Origin of the sequence: Amycolatopsis sp. SID8362 (assembly GCF_010550475.1) — a bacterium.
GTDB lineage: Bacteria > Actinomycetota > Actinomycetes > Mycobacteriales > Pseudonocardiaceae > Amycolatopsis > Amycolatopsis eburnea.
Map to the genome: position 1 here is coordinate 1 of NZ_JAAGNB010001210.1, position 14,004 is coordinate 14,004.

At 71.0% G+C, this 14,004-nt stretch carries 17 protein-coding genes; 4 read left to right on the forward strand and 13 right to left on the reverse strand.

Going from position 1 to position 14,004, the window contains the following annotated elements; all coding sequences use genetic code 11:
- From G3I65_RS37120 to G3I65_RS37145, 6 genes are all read right to left on the reverse strand, one after another.
- Window positions 1–2,673 (reverse strand): fumarate reductase/succinate dehydrogenase flavoprotein subunit (locus tag G3I65_RS37120; protein WP_309235912.1); only part of this gene is annotated, 2,673 nt, incomplete at its 3' end.
- Window positions 2,670–3,389 (reverse strand): ABC transporter ATP-binding protein, encoded by a 720-nt coding sequence (locus G3I65_RS37125; RefSeq protein WP_160700227.1) that lies wholly within the window; start codon window positions 3,387–3,389, stop codon window positions 2,670–2,672. The genes G3I65_RS37120 and G3I65_RS37125, both read right to left, overlap by 4 nt.
- Window positions 3,386–4,219 carry an ABC transporter permease gene (locus G3I65_RS37130; RefSeq protein WP_160700228.1) on the reverse strand — a complete coding sequence of 278 codons (834 nt, stop codon included), beginning with the start codon at window positions 4,217–4,219 and terminating at the stop codon, window positions 3,386–3,388. Before G3I65_RS37130 ends, G3I65_RS37125 begins: the two co-directional genes overlap by 4 nt.
- Window positions 4,216–5,604, reverse strand: a complete 1,389-nt coding sequence (locus G3I65_RS37135) for an ABC transporter substrate-binding protein (RefSeq protein WP_160700229.1) — start codon at window positions 5,602–5,604, stop codon at window positions 4,216–4,218. Before G3I65_RS37135 ends, G3I65_RS37130 begins: the two co-directional genes overlap by 4 nt.
- Complete coding sequence (locus tag G3I65_RS58430; protein WP_125305754.1) at window positions 5,601–5,828, reverse strand: ferredoxin family protein; 228 nt, start codon at window positions 5,826–5,828, stop codon at window positions 5,601–5,603. Before G3I65_RS58430 ends, G3I65_RS37135 begins: the two co-directional genes overlap by 4 nt.
- A gap of 11 nt (window positions 5,829–5,839) precedes the next feature.
- A complete protein-coding gene (locus G3I65_RS37145; protein ID WP_160700230.1) occupies window positions 5,840–6,556 on the reverse strand; it encodes a GntR family transcriptional regulator in 717 nt (238 codons plus the stop codon).
- A gap of 198 nt (window positions 6,557–6,754) precedes the next feature.
- Between G3I65_RS37145 and G3I65_RS37150 the strand changes: the two genes are divergently transcribed.
- Both G3I65_RS37150 and G3I65_RS37155 read left to right on the forward strand, forming a co-directional pair.
- On the forward strand, window positions 6,755–7,189 hold the full coding sequence (locus tag G3I65_RS37150; RefSeq protein ID WP_160700231.1) for an SRPBCC family protein: 435 nt from the start codon (window positions 6,755–6,757) through the stop codon (window positions 7,187–7,189).
- Window positions 7,190–7,284: 95 nt separating this feature from the next.
- Window positions 7,285–8,301 (forward strand): NADP-dependent oxidoreductase, encoded by a 1,017-nt coding sequence (locus G3I65_RS37155; protein ID WP_160700232.1) that lies wholly within the window; start codon window positions 7,285–7,287, stop codon window positions 8,299–8,301.
- Here G3I65_RS37155 and G3I65_RS37160 read toward each other — a convergent pair.
- Window positions 8,298–8,921: a haloacid dehalogenase type II gene (locus G3I65_RS37160; protein WP_160700233.1), complete on the reverse strand. Its 624-nt coding sequence runs from the start codon at window positions 8,919–8,921 to the stop codon at window positions 8,298–8,300. The genes G3I65_RS37155 and G3I65_RS37160 overlap by 4 nt on opposite strands.
- Before the next feature lie 68 nt (window positions 8,922–8,989).
- Here G3I65_RS37160 and G3I65_RS37165 point away from each other — a divergent pair, with 68 nt between their 5' ends.
- A complete protein-coding gene (locus tag G3I65_RS37165) occupies window positions 8,990–9,307 on the forward strand; it encodes a helix-turn-helix transcriptional regulator (protein WP_203612626.1) in 318 nt (105 codons plus the stop codon).
- On the opposite strand, the gene G3I65_RS37170 is transcribed toward G3I65_RS37165, so the two are convergent.
- The 3 genes from G3I65_RS37170 to G3I65_RS37180 are packed head-to-tail and all read right to left on the reverse strand — an operon-like array spanning window position 9,291 to window position 11,181.
- The gene (locus G3I65_RS37170) at window positions 9,291–9,905 is read right to left on the reverse strand and encodes a pyridoxamine 5'-phosphate oxidase family protein (RefSeq protein ID WP_160700235.1); all 615 of its coding nucleotides are present in this window, start codon (window positions 9,903–9,905) and stop codon (window positions 9,291–9,293) included. The genes G3I65_RS37165 and G3I65_RS37170 overlap by 17 nt on opposite strands.
- 9 nt (window positions 9,906–9,914) lie before the next feature.
- Complete coding sequence (locus G3I65_RS37175; protein ID WP_160700236.1) at window positions 9,915–10,571, reverse strand: M15 family metallopeptidase; 657 nt, start codon at window positions 10,569–10,571, stop codon at window positions 9,915–9,917.
- A 7-nt stretch (window positions 10,572–10,578) separates the two neighbouring features.
- Complete coding sequence (locus G3I65_RS37180; RefSeq protein ID WP_166641051.1) at window positions 10,579–11,181, reverse strand: TetR/AcrR family transcriptional regulator; 603 nt, start codon at window positions 11,179–11,181, stop codon at window positions 10,579–10,581.
- 104 nt (window positions 11,182–11,285) lie between these two features.
- Between G3I65_RS37180 and G3I65_RS37185 the strand changes: the two genes are divergently transcribed.
- On the forward strand, window positions 11,286–12,335 hold the full coding sequence (locus G3I65_RS37185) for an NAD(P)-dependent alcohol dehydrogenase (RefSeq protein ID WP_160700238.1): 1,050 nt from the start codon (window positions 11,286–11,288) through the stop codon (window positions 12,333–12,335).
- A gap of 20 nt (window positions 12,336–12,355) precedes the next feature.
- On the opposite strand, the gene purU is transcribed toward G3I65_RS37185, so the two are convergent.
- The 3 genes from purU to G3I65_RS37200 form a co-directional block, all read right to left on the reverse strand.
- Entirely contained in the window at window positions 12,356–13,231 is an 876-nt protein-coding gene (gene purU / locus G3I65_RS37190; RefSeq protein ID WP_166641052.1) for a formyltetrahydrofolate deformylase, read from the reverse strand.
- A gap of 14 nt (window positions 13,232–13,245) precedes the next feature.
- Entirely contained in the window at window positions 13,246–13,695 is a 450-nt protein-coding gene (locus G3I65_RS57750; RefSeq protein ID WP_239071684.1) for a hypothetical protein, read from the reverse strand.
- A partial coding sequence (locus tag G3I65_RS37200; protein WP_375336752.1) for a DedA family protein occupies window positions 13,592–14,004 on the reverse strand: 413 nt, incomplete at its 5' end. The genes G3I65_RS57750 and G3I65_RS37200, both read right to left, overlap by 104 nt.

Sequence of the window (14,004 nt, forward strand, 5' to 3'; positions counted from 1 at the left end):
GCCGTCCAGCGCCATTCGCGTGTACGCGCGGACGTCCGCGTCCGAGTCGGTCCGGCGCGCCCGAAGCCGCGAAGCGACCGCAGGCCTCCGTGCCCACTTGCCCAGGGCCTGGACCGCCGCGCGGCGGACGTTCGGGTGCTCGTCCTCCAACGCGCCCAGCAGCGGTTCCGACGGCTCGGCCAACGCACCCAGCGCCGTCGCCGCTCCTCGGCGGACCTGCCACGCCGGGTCCGTCAGTGCCGCGAATGCCAACTCCGGCAGGTCGCCGCCGGTGCCGAGGTCGGCCGCCGCCGTCAAGGCCGCCGCTCGGACCAGGGGGTCCGGGTCGGCGGCCAGTGTCGCCACCGTTCCGGTGGACCGCGGGTCGCCGATCGTGCCCAAGCCGGCCGCCACCGCGACGCGGACCTCGCGGGACGGGTCCGTGGCCGCCGCGGCCAGGTTCGAAGCCGCGTCCAGGGACACCAAGCCGCGGATCGCCTCCAGGCGGACCGCCACCGCCGGGTCGGCCGAGGACGTCGCGAACAGCTCGGGGTCGCCGAGCCGCAGGGCGCGCAGGACGTCCAAGGCCACCGAGCGCACGTCCGCGTCCGACACCGACAGTGCCGACCGAAGCCCGGAGTCCAAAGTGGACGACAGGGGCAGTACCTCCACCAGCTCCCGGAGGCCGGCCGCCGCCGCGGCGCGGACGCGGGCGTCGATGTCGTGGAGGGCCTTGACCAGTGCCGGGCCGAAGTCTTCCGGGGCCGACTCGGTGAGGACCGCGATCGCCGTCGTCCGGACCTCGGCGTCCGGGTCGGTCAGGTACGGCGAAAGCGCCGCGAGGGACGGCTGCTCCTCCGCCATGGCGACGACCTCCAGCACCCGCGGCGACGAATGCGTCCGCGCGGGCGCCGCCGACGTGACCGCGTCCGGTGGCGTGTGGCCGCTGAACGCCGTGTGGGTGCCGAGCACCTCGGGCGCGAACTCCGGCACCGAAAACTCCGGTACCGGCACGACGTACGGCGCCACCGGCCGCTTCACGAACTCCATCTCGCCGTCCGGGGTCTTGCGGAGGTCGAGGTGCGCCAGCCACGACACGTCGTCGCGGCCCGGGTGGTCGGTGCGGTCGTGGTAGAGCCCCCAGCGGCTTTCGGTCCGCACCAGCGACGCCCGCGCCGCCATCTCCGCGCAGTCCCGGATGAACGTCACCTCCGCGCAGCGCATCAGCTCGTGCGGGGTCCGCGCGCCCATGCCGGCGATCTCCCCGGACATCCGCGCGAACGTCTCCAGCGCGATCTCCAGCTTCGCCGTCGTCTTGGGCGGGGCCACGTAGTCGTTGACGAACCGGCGCAGCTTGTACTCCACCTGCTGCTGCGGCGGACCGTCCGGATGGGACAGTGGCCGGTAGATCAGGGAATGCGCCGCGGCGATCTGGTCTTCGGGCAACGGCACCAGCGGCCGCAACGACTTCGAGGCGTGCGCCCCCGCGAGGTCGCCGTAGACGAACGCGCCGATCATGTAGTTGTGCGGCACGCACGCGAGGTCGCCCGCCGCGTACAGGCCGGGGACCGTCGTGGCGCCGTTCTCGTCGACCCGGACGCCGGACGCCGAATGCCCGCCGCACAGGCCGATTTCCGAGATGTGCATCTCGACGTCGTGCGTGCGGTAGTCGTGGCCGCGGGTGGCGTGGAACGTGCCGCGCGTCGGCCGTTCCGTCGTGTGCAGGATGTTCTCCAGCGCGCCGAGCGTCTCTTCCGGCAGGTGCGTCAGCTTGAGGTAGATCGGGCCGCGTGCGGAGGAGATCTCGCGCGAGACCTCGGCCATCATCTGCCCGGACCAGTAGTCGCAGTCGACGAACCGGTCGCCCGCGGCGTTGACCTGGTAGCCGCCGAACGGGTTGGCGACGTAGGCGCAGGCCGGGCCGTTGTAGTCCTTGATCAGCGGGTTGATCTGGAAGCACTCGATGCCGGACAGCTCCGCGCCCGCGTGGTAGGCCATCGCGTAGCCGTCGCCCGCGTTGGTCGGGTTCTCGTAGGTGCCGTAGAGGTAGCCGCTCGCCGGCAGGCCCAACCGTCCACACGGGCCGGTCGCGAGGATCACCGCGGACGTCGAAACCGTGACGAACTCCCCGGTCCGGGTGTTGAACCCGGCGGCGCCGACCGCGCGGCCGCCCGAGGTCAGCACCCGCACCGGCATCACGCGGTTCTCGATCGTGATGCGCTCGCGCATCTGCTTTTGCCGCAGCACGCGGTAGAGCACCTTCTTGATGTCCTTGCCCTCCGGCATCGGCAGGACGTAGCTGCCGGAGCGGTGCACGCGCCGGACGGCGTACTCGCCGTACTCGTCCTTTTCGAACTTGACGCCGTACTTCTCCAGCCGCCGCACCATGGCGAACCCGCGCCGCGCCGTCTGGTACACAGTGGACTGGTCGACGACGCCGTCGTTGGCGCGGGTGATCTCGGCGACGTAGTCCTCCGGCGTCGCCTTGCCGGGGATGACCGCGTTGTTCACGCCGTCCATGCCCATCGCGAGCGCGCCCGAGTGCCGGACGTGCGCCTTTTCCAGCAGCAGCACGTTCGCGCCGTGCTCGGCGGCGGTCAGCGCGGCCATGGTCCCGGCCGTGCCGCCGCCGATCACGAGGACGTCGGTCTCGAAGTGGGTCCGCGTGGCCACCGGGGGTGCTTCGAACGTCACGCCGCCACCAGCCCGTCCAGCACCTCGGCGCGCTCGGCCGCCGCCGCGGGTTCCGCGGTCCGCGGGCTCGACGACCCGACGATCTTCGCCAGCCGCCCGCCGCGGGTCAGCACCGCGACGCGGTCGGCCAGGAACAGCGCTTCGTCGACGTCGTGGGTCACGAACACCACCGTCGTCGGCCGCTTGCGCCAGACCTCGACCAGCAGGCGCTGCATCGCCGTGCGGGTCTGCGCGTCGAGCGCGCCGAACGGCTCGTCGGCCAGGATCACCCGCGGCGACCCGGCCAGGGTGCGGGCGAGCTGGACGCGTTGCCGCATCCCGCCGGACAGCTCGCGCGGCAGGTGGTCCTCGTACCCGGCCAGCCCGACCTGGTCCAGCCACGACTCGGCTTCGGCCCGCCGCCGCACCCGCGGCACGCCCCGGATGGCCAGCGGCAGCTCGACGTTGCGCCGCACGGAACGCCAGGGCAGCAGCCCGTCGTCCTGGAACACCAGCGCGCGTTCGGCCGAGGTGCCGGTCACCGGGACGCCGGCGGACAGGATCCGGCCCGCCGACACCGGCAGCAGCCCGGCGAGCGCGCGCAGCAGCGTCGACTTCCCGCAGCCGGACGGGCCGGTCACGGCGAGGATCTCCGCGTCGGCGACGTCGAGGTCGATGCCGGACAGCACGGTCCGCTGTCCGTAGTGGACGGTCAGGTGCTCGGTGCGCAGCGTCATGAGTTCTCCCCTCGGGGCAGCCAGCGGGTGGCGCGGCGGCCCAGCAGTTCCACGGCGGCCGAGGTGACCCAGCCGAGCAGGCCGATGGTGAGCATCCCGACGATCACGCCGGGGTAGTCGACGACGGTGTAGGCCTGCCAGGTCCGGTAGCCGACGCCGAACTCGCCGGAGATCATCTCCGCCGAGATCACGCAGATCCACGAAACGCCCATGCCGACGGACAACCCGCCGAACACGCCGGGCAGCGCGCCCGGCAGCACGACGTTCCACAGCACCCGCCGCCGCGACCCGCCCATCGTGCGGATCGCGTCCTCCCAGACCAGCGGCAGCGCCCGCACGGCGTGCCGGGTCGAGACCACCACCGGGAAGAACGCGGCGATGAAGGTGATGAACACGATGCCCTGCTCGTTGCTGGGGAACAGCAGGATCGCGATCGGCACCATCGCGATCGCCGGGATCGGCCGCAGCACCTCCAGCAGCGGCTGGACGACGTCGGACGTGCCGCGGGAGCGCGCGATCGCCGTGCCGAGCGCGATGCCGAACACCGCGGCCAGCGCGAAGCCGGTGACGATCCGGCGCAGGGAGTCGAGCAGGTCCTGGTAGTAGACGGCGGTGCCGAGCTGGTAGCCGAGGTCGCGGGCCACCTCGACCGGCGTGGGCAGGCGGTCGAAGTGCAGCCACAGGTCGACGTCGAATTCGGTCAGCAGCTCCCACAACACCAGCGCGGCGACGACACTGCCGGCGCGGACTGCGAACCGGCCGAAGCGGCGTTTCGGTGGTGAGGGCGGCGCTTCGACCGCGGTGGGTTCGTGCGCCAGGGTCTGGGTCATCGGGACTCCTCCACGGCTTGCGCGTAGCTGACGATCGCGCCGGGGTGCGCGGCGAGGTGGGCGCGGGCGCCGTCTTCGGTGGTGAACGGCAGCAGCGCGCCGCCCGCGTCGCGCACCCAGACGGCCTTGTCCGCGAACCAGCGGGTGCCGGTGGCGGCGTCGGGGACGTAGGCGGCGCGGACCGGCTTTCCCGCGTGCGCCACGGCTTTGAGCAGGCACGCCGGAGTGGCGGCGGGATGCGTGGCGGTCTCCCCATTCAGCCACAGCTCGCCGGCGGTCCGCGGATCGGTGACGGCCTGGGCGCACGTCGTGTCGAACCCGGTGACCGGCGCCGGGTTGTCCAATGAGGACACCGCGGTGTCGTAGGCCGGGCCGTAGACCTCCCGCAGGTAGCGGTCGTCGACGAACGCGCCGAGGTCGAGCCGCTTGATGTTGCCGATCGAGCGCAGGAAGGGCGCGTCGGTCTCGAGGGCGCTGATCAGCGGGTGCTTGAGCGGCAGGTCGAAGGTGACCATGCCGCCGGCGCCGTTGTAGAGGTAGACGACTTCGGGCGGGAGCTTGGTGGCGGACGCGACCTTCAGTGCCGCGTCCATCGGGTGCGTGTGCAGGTAGTCCGTCGCGTCCCGTTGCGCCCGAAGGAATTCCGTGACGACGTCGTGGTGGCTGTCCGCATAGGACTCCCGGGCGACCACGCCGTGCCACGTGGGCAGCTTCAGCGCCGAGCCGTCGTAGAGCAGCCGCGCCTGGTTCGCGAACACCAGCTGGCCCGGCCAGGCGACGAACTGCCCGAGCGCGTCGACCGCGCCGGACTGCAGCCCGGACACCCCGACCGCGGGCGCCTGGTTCTGGAGATGCACGTCGTCCGGGCTGATCCCGATGTTCCGCAGGGCGTGCACGGTGGTGCCGTGCCCGGCCGAGCCGATGCTGGCCGAGATCTTCTTCCCCTTCAGGTCGGCCAGGGTGTGCGCGGGCGAGCCGGGCGGGACGACGACCATGTTGAGCGCGCCCAGCAGGTTGTAGCCGGTGGCGGCGATCAGCTTGGTGCGCCCGTCGCCGAACTCCTGCGTGCGGGAACCGTTGATCAGCAACGGGTAGTCGCCCATCGAGCCGATGTCGATCTTGCCCGCGACCATCTGCGCGGTGATCGGCGCGCCGGTCGAGTAGTCCTGCCACGTGACGTGATAGCGCTTTCCGTCCCGCTTGCCGAGCCCGGTCAGGCGCCGCTCGAAGTACCCCAGCGAGCGCAGCAGCGTGCCCGCGGTGACGGTGTTGATCGTCTTCGACTGGTAGCCGATGACGACGTCGACGTCGTTCGACGACGCCGCGTTCGCGGTGCAGCCCGCGGCCAGCAGCGCGGCGGCGAGCGTGATCCGGAGGCCCTTCATCGCAGCAGGTAAGGCATGTTGATGGTCACCGCGCCCGTCGGGCAGCGGGCGGCGCACGGCCCGCAGTACCAGCACTCGTCGACGTGCATGTACGCCTTGTCGGTGTCCGGGTCGATGGCCAGCGAGTCGAGCGGGCACATGTCGACGCAGAGCCGGCAGCCGTCGAGGCACTTCGACTCGTCGATCGTGACCGGGACGTCGACCCGGTTCGGCACGAGGGGCACGGCGATCTCCTTCAGGAACGGTCGAGGCGGGCCCGCATGGTCAAGCGGTCGCCCCGCAGGCGGATGTACTCGAGGTCGACGGGCCTGCCGTCGGCGAAGTGCGTCAGGCGTTCCCACCGCAGCAGCGCGGCCCCCGGCTGGACGTCGAGGACCGCGGCCGTCTCGGCGTCGGCGTTGAGCGCTTCGACGTCGATGTCGGCGTAGCCCAGCCGCTGCCCGGAGGTCTCCTCGATGAGCGCGAAGACGTCCCGGCCGGCGAGGTCGTGCGCCAGCAGCGGTTTCCCGATCTCCGGCAGCAGGTAGGTGAGGTCGAGCGACAGCGGGACGCCGTCGAGCCTCCGGAGCCGTTCGAGGTAGACGACCTCGGACCGCTCGGGCACGCCGAGCCGGTGCGCCACGACGGCGGGCGCGGGCACCAGGTCCGCGGCCCGGACGTCGTTGGTGACCTCGCCGTGCTCGCGCAGCACCTCGGCGAGCCCGGCCAGCCGGTTGAGCCCGTGCGGGTACTTGTGCCCGACGACGACCGTGCCGACGCCGGGCTGGCGCGCGATCAGGCCGTCGTCGCGCAGCAGCGCGAGGGCTTCTCGGACGGTGTTGCGGGTCGCCGAGAACTCCACCGTGAGGTCCTCCTCGCACGGCAGCGTCTCGTCGGCCAGCACCTGGCGGCGCAGCAGATCCGCGAGCTGCCGGGCGGCGTCGGACCTGGTCCGGCGGGATGTCGTGGGCATGGCGGGGAGGATGGCCAGCGCACGTTAACGCCGTGTTACGCCAGTTCCGGCGTGCTCGGCGTGGCTCTGACCAGCGGAAACAGGTGTCCAGACCAGACTTCCGCCGCTCACTATCTGGGACGTCCGGGCCGCGTGCGGGAGGTGCGCGTCACGGTGGAATCGTGGAGTCTGTTCGCGAAGCTCGCCAGGAGGAGTGAAATGGGAAAGGTCACGGCCACCGCGGAGCGCACCATCGACGCCCCGGCCGACAAGGTTCGCGCGCTCGTCGCCGACTACGCCGAGACGCGCCCGAAGCTGCTCACCGAGCACTACCGCGACTACGAGGTCACCGAAGGCGGGGTCGGCGCCGGCACCAAGGCGGGCTGGAAGCTGCAGGCGACGTCCAAGCGGGTGCGGGACGTCAAGGCCACGGTCACCGAGCCGAAGCCGGGCACGCTGGTCGAGACCGACGCGAACTCGAGCATGGTCACCACGTGGACGGTCGCCGAAGCAGGTGAAAAGAGCCTGGTGAAGATCGAGACGTCTTGGGACGGCGCCGGCGGCATCGGCGGCTTCTTCGAGAAGACCTTCGCGCCCGGTGGGCTCAAGAAGATCTACGACGGCGTCCTGGGGAAGCTCGCCGAGATCGTGTGACGGCTCACAGACGGAATGTGCGCCCCGGTTAGTAGGTTGCACCGGGTGGAATCCGGGGCGCCTGCCCCGCTTCGACCGACTTGAGGAGTTCGACGGTGAACGCACCCACCCAGGCGACCGAAATCCGGCTCGCTTCCCGCCCGCACGGCGTCCCCACGCAGGACAACTTCGAGATCGTGGACACCGAGATCCCCACCGCCGGCGAGGGCCAGATCCTGGTGCGCAACCTGGTCATGAGCGTCGACCCGGCCATGCGCGGCCGCATGCGGGACGTGAAGTCCTACGCGCCGCCGTTCGAGGTCGGCGAGGTCATGTCCGGCGGGGCGGTCGGCGAGGTCGTCGAGTCGAACGTCGACGACGTCAAGCCGGGTGACCACGTGCTCCACCAGGCCGGCTGGCGCACGCACGCCGTCCTCGACGCCAAGCGCTTCGTCAAGGTGGACGGCGACGCCGCGCCGCTGTCGACGTACCTGGGCGTGCTCGGCATGCCGGGGCTCACCGCGTACGCGGGCCTGCTGGAGTCGGCCGAGTTCAAGCCGGGCGACACGGTGTTCGTCTCCGGCGCGGCCGGCGCGGTCGGCTCGCTCGTCGGGCAGCTCGCGAAGCTGAAGGGCGCCAAGCGGGTCATCGGCTCGGCGGGTTCGGCGGAGAAGGTCCGCCACCTGATCGACGACCTCGGCTTCGACGCGGCCTTCAACTACAAGGACGGCCCGGTCGCCGAGCAGCTGGCCGAGGCGGCGCCGGAAGGCATCGACGTCTACTTCGACAACGTCGGCGGCGACCACCTCGAGGCGGCCATCAACTCGATCAACCTGCACGGCCGGATCGCCGTCTGCGGGATGATCTCGCAGTACAACGCCACCGAGGCGACGCCGGCGCCGCGCAACCTCGCGCAGATCATCGCCAAGCGGATCACCATCCGCGGCCTGCTGGTGCTGGACCACTGGGGCCTGCAGCAGCAGTTCGTCACCGAGATCGCGCCGCTGGTCAAGGACGGGCGGATCAAGTACTCGGAGACCTTCGTCGACGGCATCCGCAACGCGCCGGAGGCGTTCCTCGGCCTGCTGTCCGGGGCCAACACCGGCAAGATGCTGGTCCGCATCGCCGACTAGAGCAGTTCGGCCAGCTCCGGCAGGGTCGACGCGGTGTAGGTGGGCGCGGGCGAACCGGGCAGCGGGTGGACGCCGGGACGGGTGAGCAACGCCGTCTCGAGGCCCGCGGCCTGGGCGCCCGCGATGTCCCAGTCGTGCGCCGCGATCATCAGCGCCCGCTCACCGGGGTACGCGGCCACGACCTGGCGGTACGGCTCGGGCGCGGGCTTGAGCTTGCCGACCTGCTCGGCCGAGAAGATCCGGTCGAGCAGCGGCGCCAGCCCGGCGTTCTGCAGCTGCGCCTCGGCCGTCGCGAGCGGCGAGTTCGTCAGCGCGACGACGGTGTGGCCGTCCTCGCGCAGCTTCGTCAGGCCCGCTTCGACGTCCGGGTGGGCGGGGAGCGAGCGGATGCCCGCGGCGATCTTCGCGAGGTCCACTTCACGCCCGTGGCGGGCGGCGGCCTCGACCGCGGCTTCGCCGGCGATGCCCGAGAAGTCGCGGTAGCCGCCGGTCGCCGTCACGGTCAGGACGGTGTGGATGGCCAGCCCGAACCACTCGCGCCGCAGCTCGGGGCCGCCGATCAGCGGGTCCATCGCGGTCAGGTCGAGCAGGGTCTCGTTGACGTCGAAGACGCACAGCATGCGGGCTCCGGAGGTTCGAAGGAGATCGTACCTTCGTAAGGTACGACAGCTGCCGTACCATGTCCAGCATGCCCGGTGAACTGCCGATCCCGGAGATGGCCGACGTCGACCTCGGCGCCGTCCTCTCCGCCCTCGCCGACCCGCACCGCCGCGCCGTGGTGCTCGAACTCGTCGCCGAGGGCGGCGCCGAGCGCGCGTGCTCCTCGTTCCCGCTGCCGATCGCCAAGTCGACCCGGACGCACCACTGGCGCGTGCTGCGCGAAGCCGGCCTGGTCCGCCAGCGTGACGCCGGCAACGGCACCTTCGTGCGGCTGCGCCGGGACGAGTTCGACGTCCGGTTCCCCGGGCTGCTCGACGTCGTCGCCGGGATCAGTACTGCTGGGTGAGCGCCCGTTCGTTCAGGTCCGCGTCCAGCTCCGCCGCCGAAATCGGGAGCGCCATCTGGTCACGCAGGATCGTGCCGAGCGACGGCAGCGCCGACCGGTCCGGCCAGGTCGCCGGATCCCACAGCGACGAGCGCAGGAACGCCTTCGCGCAGTGCATGTACAGCTCTTCGACCTCGACGACCACCGCGAGCTTCGGCCGCTTCCCCTGCACGACGAGGTCGTCGAAGAACGGCGCGTCGGACACCAGCTTCGCGCGGCCGTTCACCCGGAGCGTCTCGTTCATCCCCGGCACCAGGAACAGCAGGCCGGCGTGCGGGTTGTCGACGATGTTGCGGAAGCTGTCGATCAGCTTGTTGCCCGGCCGGTCGGCGAGCACCAGCGTCTTCTCGTCGAGCACCAGGACCGAGCCCGCCGGATCGCCCCGCGGGGAGACGTCGCAGCTGCCGTCCGGCGAAGACGTCGCCAGCAGCACGAACGGCGAGTGTTCGATCAGGGTGCGGGCGTGCTCGTCGATGCGGTCGATGATCTTCTTCTTCGTGCGCTCGGCCGTCTCGCCGACGATCTCGCGCAAGGCTTCGTGTGAGTCGATGATCCCCATGGGCCCAAGCTAGTCGAGGGATTTCGGTCCGTAGCGGGCGGTTGCTGTCGCTGTCATGAGGGCCCAGTAGCGGTCTCCGTATGACCAGTGCCACCATTCCGTGGGGTAGTTGACCAGCCCGGCGTCGGTCAGGGCGGTGCCGAGGATGCGCCGAAGTGAGCGTGCTTCGTCGGTGATGTCGGCGGCGTGTGTGTAGCAGGCGCCGGCACTTTCTTCCGGGGTCGCGTTCATGCGGGTGCCGAGGTCGAGTTCATGGCCGTCGGCATCGGCAAGCGTCAGGTCGACGGCCGCTCCCGCGCTGTGCGGTGCGATCTCCGGTGGGGACACGAATCGGCTGGCTGCCGACCGGACCTCTCCGGCGGACGATTCAGGGTGGTCGGCGCTTAGTTGTGCCGCGTACTCCTCGAAGTAGCGGCGTTGCAGCGATGGCGGGCGGTACCCTTCGACGAACAGCAGCCGCAGGCCCTGGGGCAGTGATGCTTCGGCTGCGAGGAGGCGGTTGAGCACGCCTTCCCGCAGGTGGGCGGCGGCATCGGCGGATTCCTGTTGCTTCCGGTCGTCGATGAGCAGTGAACTGACGCGCCTTACGTCCACGAGCCGTTCGCCGCACTCGGCGACCGGGATGGCTGCGACCTTCGGGTCGGACATCAAGATGATCTCGTTCACGAGGTGATCATCCCGCGGCGTGGAGGCCGGTCCGGCCCGCGATCACGATCCGCGCGGCTTCCGTGGACTTCTTCACGACCAGGTCCACCGAATACCCGTGCTTCACGAACACGCCGTCGAGCTGGAACGTGCCGTACCCGTGGGCCTGCGTGAACAGCTGCTCCATCAGTTCCAGCGCCGTCCCGGGGTCCGGGGCGACGGTCAGGCAGCGCATCAGGAACTCGTCCGTCAGCCGGCGGGTCTGTTCGTGCAGGCCGACGTGCTCCGGGCCGTGCAGGCCCTCCGCGTAGATGACGTTCATCCCCGCCCGGCGCTCGATCAGGTAGCGCGTGTACGCGCCCGCCGCCGCGGCCAAGGCGTCCGCCGGGGCGTCGTGCTCGCCCGCCGCCGCGGCGACGCGGTCGGCCAGCTGGCAGGCGATGTTCGCCGCGATCTCGGCCAGCAGGCTCTCGCGGGTCGGAAAGTGCCGGTAGGGCGCGCCGGGGCTGACCTTCGCCCGGCGGGCGACCTCGGCGACCGAGAAGCCGGCGAGGCCCTGCTCGGCGATGAGGTCCAGTGACACGCGCACGAGCTCGCCGCGGAGGTCGCCGTGGTGGTACTTGCCGCCCATGACCTGGATCACATCTCTCGTTCGAAATATGTAAGACCCCTCTTACGTCGAACATGTAAGAGACCTCTTACGGGGTCCAACGGTACTTGAACACGGAGGGTTCCATGAGCACGACCACGAACGCCATCGCCGCTCCGGCGCCGGGCGCGCCGCTGGCGCCGACCACGATCGAGCGCCGTGACCTGCGTGCTGACGACGTCCTGATCGACATCGCTTACGCCGGTATCTGCCACAGCGACATCCACCAGGCCAAGGAGGACTGGGGCCAGGCGATCTTCCCGATGGTCCCGGGCCACGAGATCGCCGGCGTCGTCGCCGCGGTCGGGTCGGGTGTCACGAAGTACCAGGTGGGTGACCGCGTCGGCGTCGGCTGCATGGTCGACTCCTGCGGCGAGTGCGAATACTGCCTGGCCGGCACCGAGCAGTTCTGCGTCAAGGGCAACGTCCAGACCTACAACGGCGTCGGCTTCGACGGCGAGAACACCTACGGCGGCTACAGCAACCAGATCGTCGTGAAGGACGCCTTCGTCTGCCGCATCCCGGAGGGCATCGACCTCGACGTCGCCGCGCCGCTGCTGTGCGCGGGCATCACCACCTACTCGCCGCTCAACCACTGGGGCGCCGGCCCCGGCAAGAAGGTCGCCGTGATCGGCCTCGGCGGGCTCGGGCACATGGGCGTCAAGATCGCCGCCGCGATGGGCGCCGAGGTGACCGTGCTGAGCCAGAGCCTCAAGAAGCAGGAAGACGGCCTCAAGCTCGGCGCCACCGACTACTACGCGACCAGCGATGAAGCCACGTTCGACGTCCTGCGCGGGAAGTTCGACATCATCCTCAACACCGTCTCGGCCAAGCTGCCGATCGACGCCTACCTCGGACTGCTGAAGGTCGGCGGCGCGATGGTGAACGTCGGCGCGCCCGGCGAGCCGCTGAACTACAACGCCTTCTCGCTGCTGGGCGGCAACAAGGTGCTGGCCGGCTCGATGATCGGCGGCATCGCCGAGACCCAGGAGATGCTGGACTTCTGCGCGAAGCACGGCATCGGCGCGGAGATCGAGACGATCCCGGCCGGCAAGGTCAACGAGGCCTACGAGCGCGTCGAGAACTCCGACGTGCGCTACCGGTTCGTCATCGACGCCAAGACGATCGGGGCCTGACGGGGAGCACGGCAACCGCGTCAGAACACCACGGTGCGGTTGCCGTGCACCAGCACCCGGTTCTCCAGGTGCCAGCGCAGGCCGCGCGCCAGCGTGACCTTCTCGATGTCGCGGCCCTTGCGGACCATGTCGTCCACGGAGTCGCCGTGGTCGACGCGGATGACGTCCTGCTCGATGATCGGGCCCGCGTCGAGGTCCGCCGTCACGTAGTGGCAGGTCGCGCCGACCAGCTTCACGCCACGCGTGTGGGCCTGGTGGTACGGCTTCGCGCCGATGAACGACGGCAGGAAGCTGTGGTGGATGTTGATCGCGCGGCCGGCCCAGTCGCGGCACAGGTCCGCGGGGAGGATCTGCATGAACCGGGCCAGCACGACCGCGTGCGGGTCGTGCTCGTCGACCAGCTTGCGGACCTGCTCGAACGCTTCCTCTTTCCCGCCGGCCGGGAACGGCACGTGGTGGAACGGGATGCCGTGCGCGCGCGTGATGTCCGCGAGGGACTCGTGGTTGCCGATCACCGCCGCGATGTCGACGTCCAGCTCGCCGGAGGCGACCCGGCCGAGCAGGTCGTACAGGCAGTGCCCGGCCTTCGACACCAGCACGACCGCGCGGCGCCGCTCGCCGGTGTCGCTGACCTGCCAGTTCGACTCCGCGGAGAGGTCCGCGGCCACCTCGCCGAACCGGGCGCGCAGCCCGGCGGCGTCGAACGGCAGCGAGTCGGCGCGGACGACCTGGCGGGTGAAGAACCAGCCGGTGTCCGGGTCGGTGTGGTAGGCCGCCTCGACGATCCAGCCGCCGTGCTCGGCGAGGAACCCGGAGATCCGGGCGATGATGCCGGTGCGGTCGGGACAGCCGAAGGTGATGACGTAGCGGCGTTCGGGAGCGGTCACGTCCCGCATTCTCCCCGTGCTGGTCAGAACGCCGGGAGCCGGTCCCCGCTGCGGCACCCGGCCGAACCCGGCAGCACGACGGCGCAGACGAGTTCGCCCGCGCCCGGGGCGAACTCGGGGGACAAGCGCGCCGGCACCGGCTGGGCGAGCGCGGATTCGGCGTCCAGGCGGTGGATCGCCGTGGCGTGGGCCAATCGGCCGGTCCACGGCGATCCCGGGTTTCGCACCAGGGCTTCGCGCAGGGCGAGGCGCTGCCCGTCCCACCACCCGAGCACGTCCGCCCAATCCGGTGGCGGCGTCGGCCGCAGCGGCCGGTCCAGCACCAGGCCGATCGCGGCGCAGTGCACGGAAGCGATGTGCGTCACCAGGTCATGAACAGTCCACTTCGGATAGTTCGGCACCGGCGCCGCCGGGCCGGCTGTCAGCGCCGCCCGCTTCAGCGCGTCGGCGTGGACGTCGATCGCTTCGAGCATGGGCCGACCGTAGCCGCCGGCCGGCTTCGATGGCGAAGACCAGGCCCAGACCGAGGCTGAAGGACAGCAGCAGGCCCTTGCCCGGCTCGTCGGCGAAGGCGGCGCCGCCGGCGACGCCGATCAGCACGCTGTAGACCGCCCAGATCGCGGCGCCGGCGAGGTCCAGCGGCACGAACCGGCGCAGCGGGTAGCCCAGGCTGCCGTTCGCGAGTGCGCTGGCGACGCGCCCGCCGGGCAGGTAGCGGGCGGCGATGATGAGCAGCCCGCCGTGGTGGCGCACCTGGTCGCGCGCCCACGCGTAGCGCCGCT

What these genes read in the sequence shown, in the direction of transcription:
- G3I65_RS37125 (WP_160700227.1), bottom strand. Translation starts at nt 3,389, where the DNA reads ATGACGCTGCGCACCGAGCACCTGACCGTCCACTACGGACAGCGGACC.
- G3I65_RS37130 (WP_160700228.1), bottom strand. Translation starts at nt 4,219, where the DNA reads ATGACCCAGACCCTGGCGCACGAACCCACCGCGGTCGAAGCGCCGCCC.
- G3I65_RS37135 (WP_160700229.1), bottom strand. Translation starts at nt 5,604, where the DNA reads ATGAAGGGCCTCCGGATCACGCTCGCCGCCGCGCTGCTGGCCGCGGGC.
- G3I65_RS37145 (WP_160700230.1), bottom strand. Translation starts at nt 6,556, where the DNA reads ATGCCCACGACATCCCGCCGGACCAGGTCCGACGCCGCCCGGCAGCTC.
- G3I65_RS37150 (WP_160700231.1), top strand. Translation starts at nt 6,755, where the DNA reads ATGGGAAAGGTCACGGCCACCGCGGAGCGCACCATCGACGCCCCGGCC.
- G3I65_RS37160 (WP_160700233.1), bottom strand. Translation starts at nt 8,921, where the DNA reads ATGCTGTGCGTCTTCGACGTCAACGAGACCCTGCTCGACCTGACCGCG.
- G3I65_RS37165 (WP_203612626.1), top strand. Translation starts at nt 8,990, where the DNA reads ATGCCCGGTGAACTGCCGATCCCGGAGATGGCCGACGTCGACCTCGGC.
- G3I65_RS37170 (WP_160700235.1), bottom strand. Translation starts at nt 9,905, where the DNA reads ATGGGGATCATCGACTCACACGAAGCCTTGCGCGAGATCGTCGGCGAG.
- G3I65_RS37180 (WP_166641051.1), bottom strand. Translation starts at nt 11,181, where the DNA reads ATGGGCGGCAAGTACCACCACGGCGACCTCCGCGGCGAGCTCGTGCGC.
- G3I65_RS37185 (WP_160700238.1), top strand. Translation starts at nt 11,286, where the DNA reads ATGAGCACGACCACGAACGCCATCGCCGCTCCGGCGCCGGGCGCGCCG.
- purU (WP_166641052.1), bottom strand. Translation starts at nt 13,231, where the DNA reads ATGCGGGACGTGACCGCTCCCGAACGCCGCTACGTCATCACCTTCGGC.
- G3I65_RS57750 (WP_239071684.1), bottom strand. Translation starts at nt 13,695, where the DNA reads ATGCTCGAAGCGATCGACGTCCACGCCGACGCGCTGAAGCGGGCGGCG.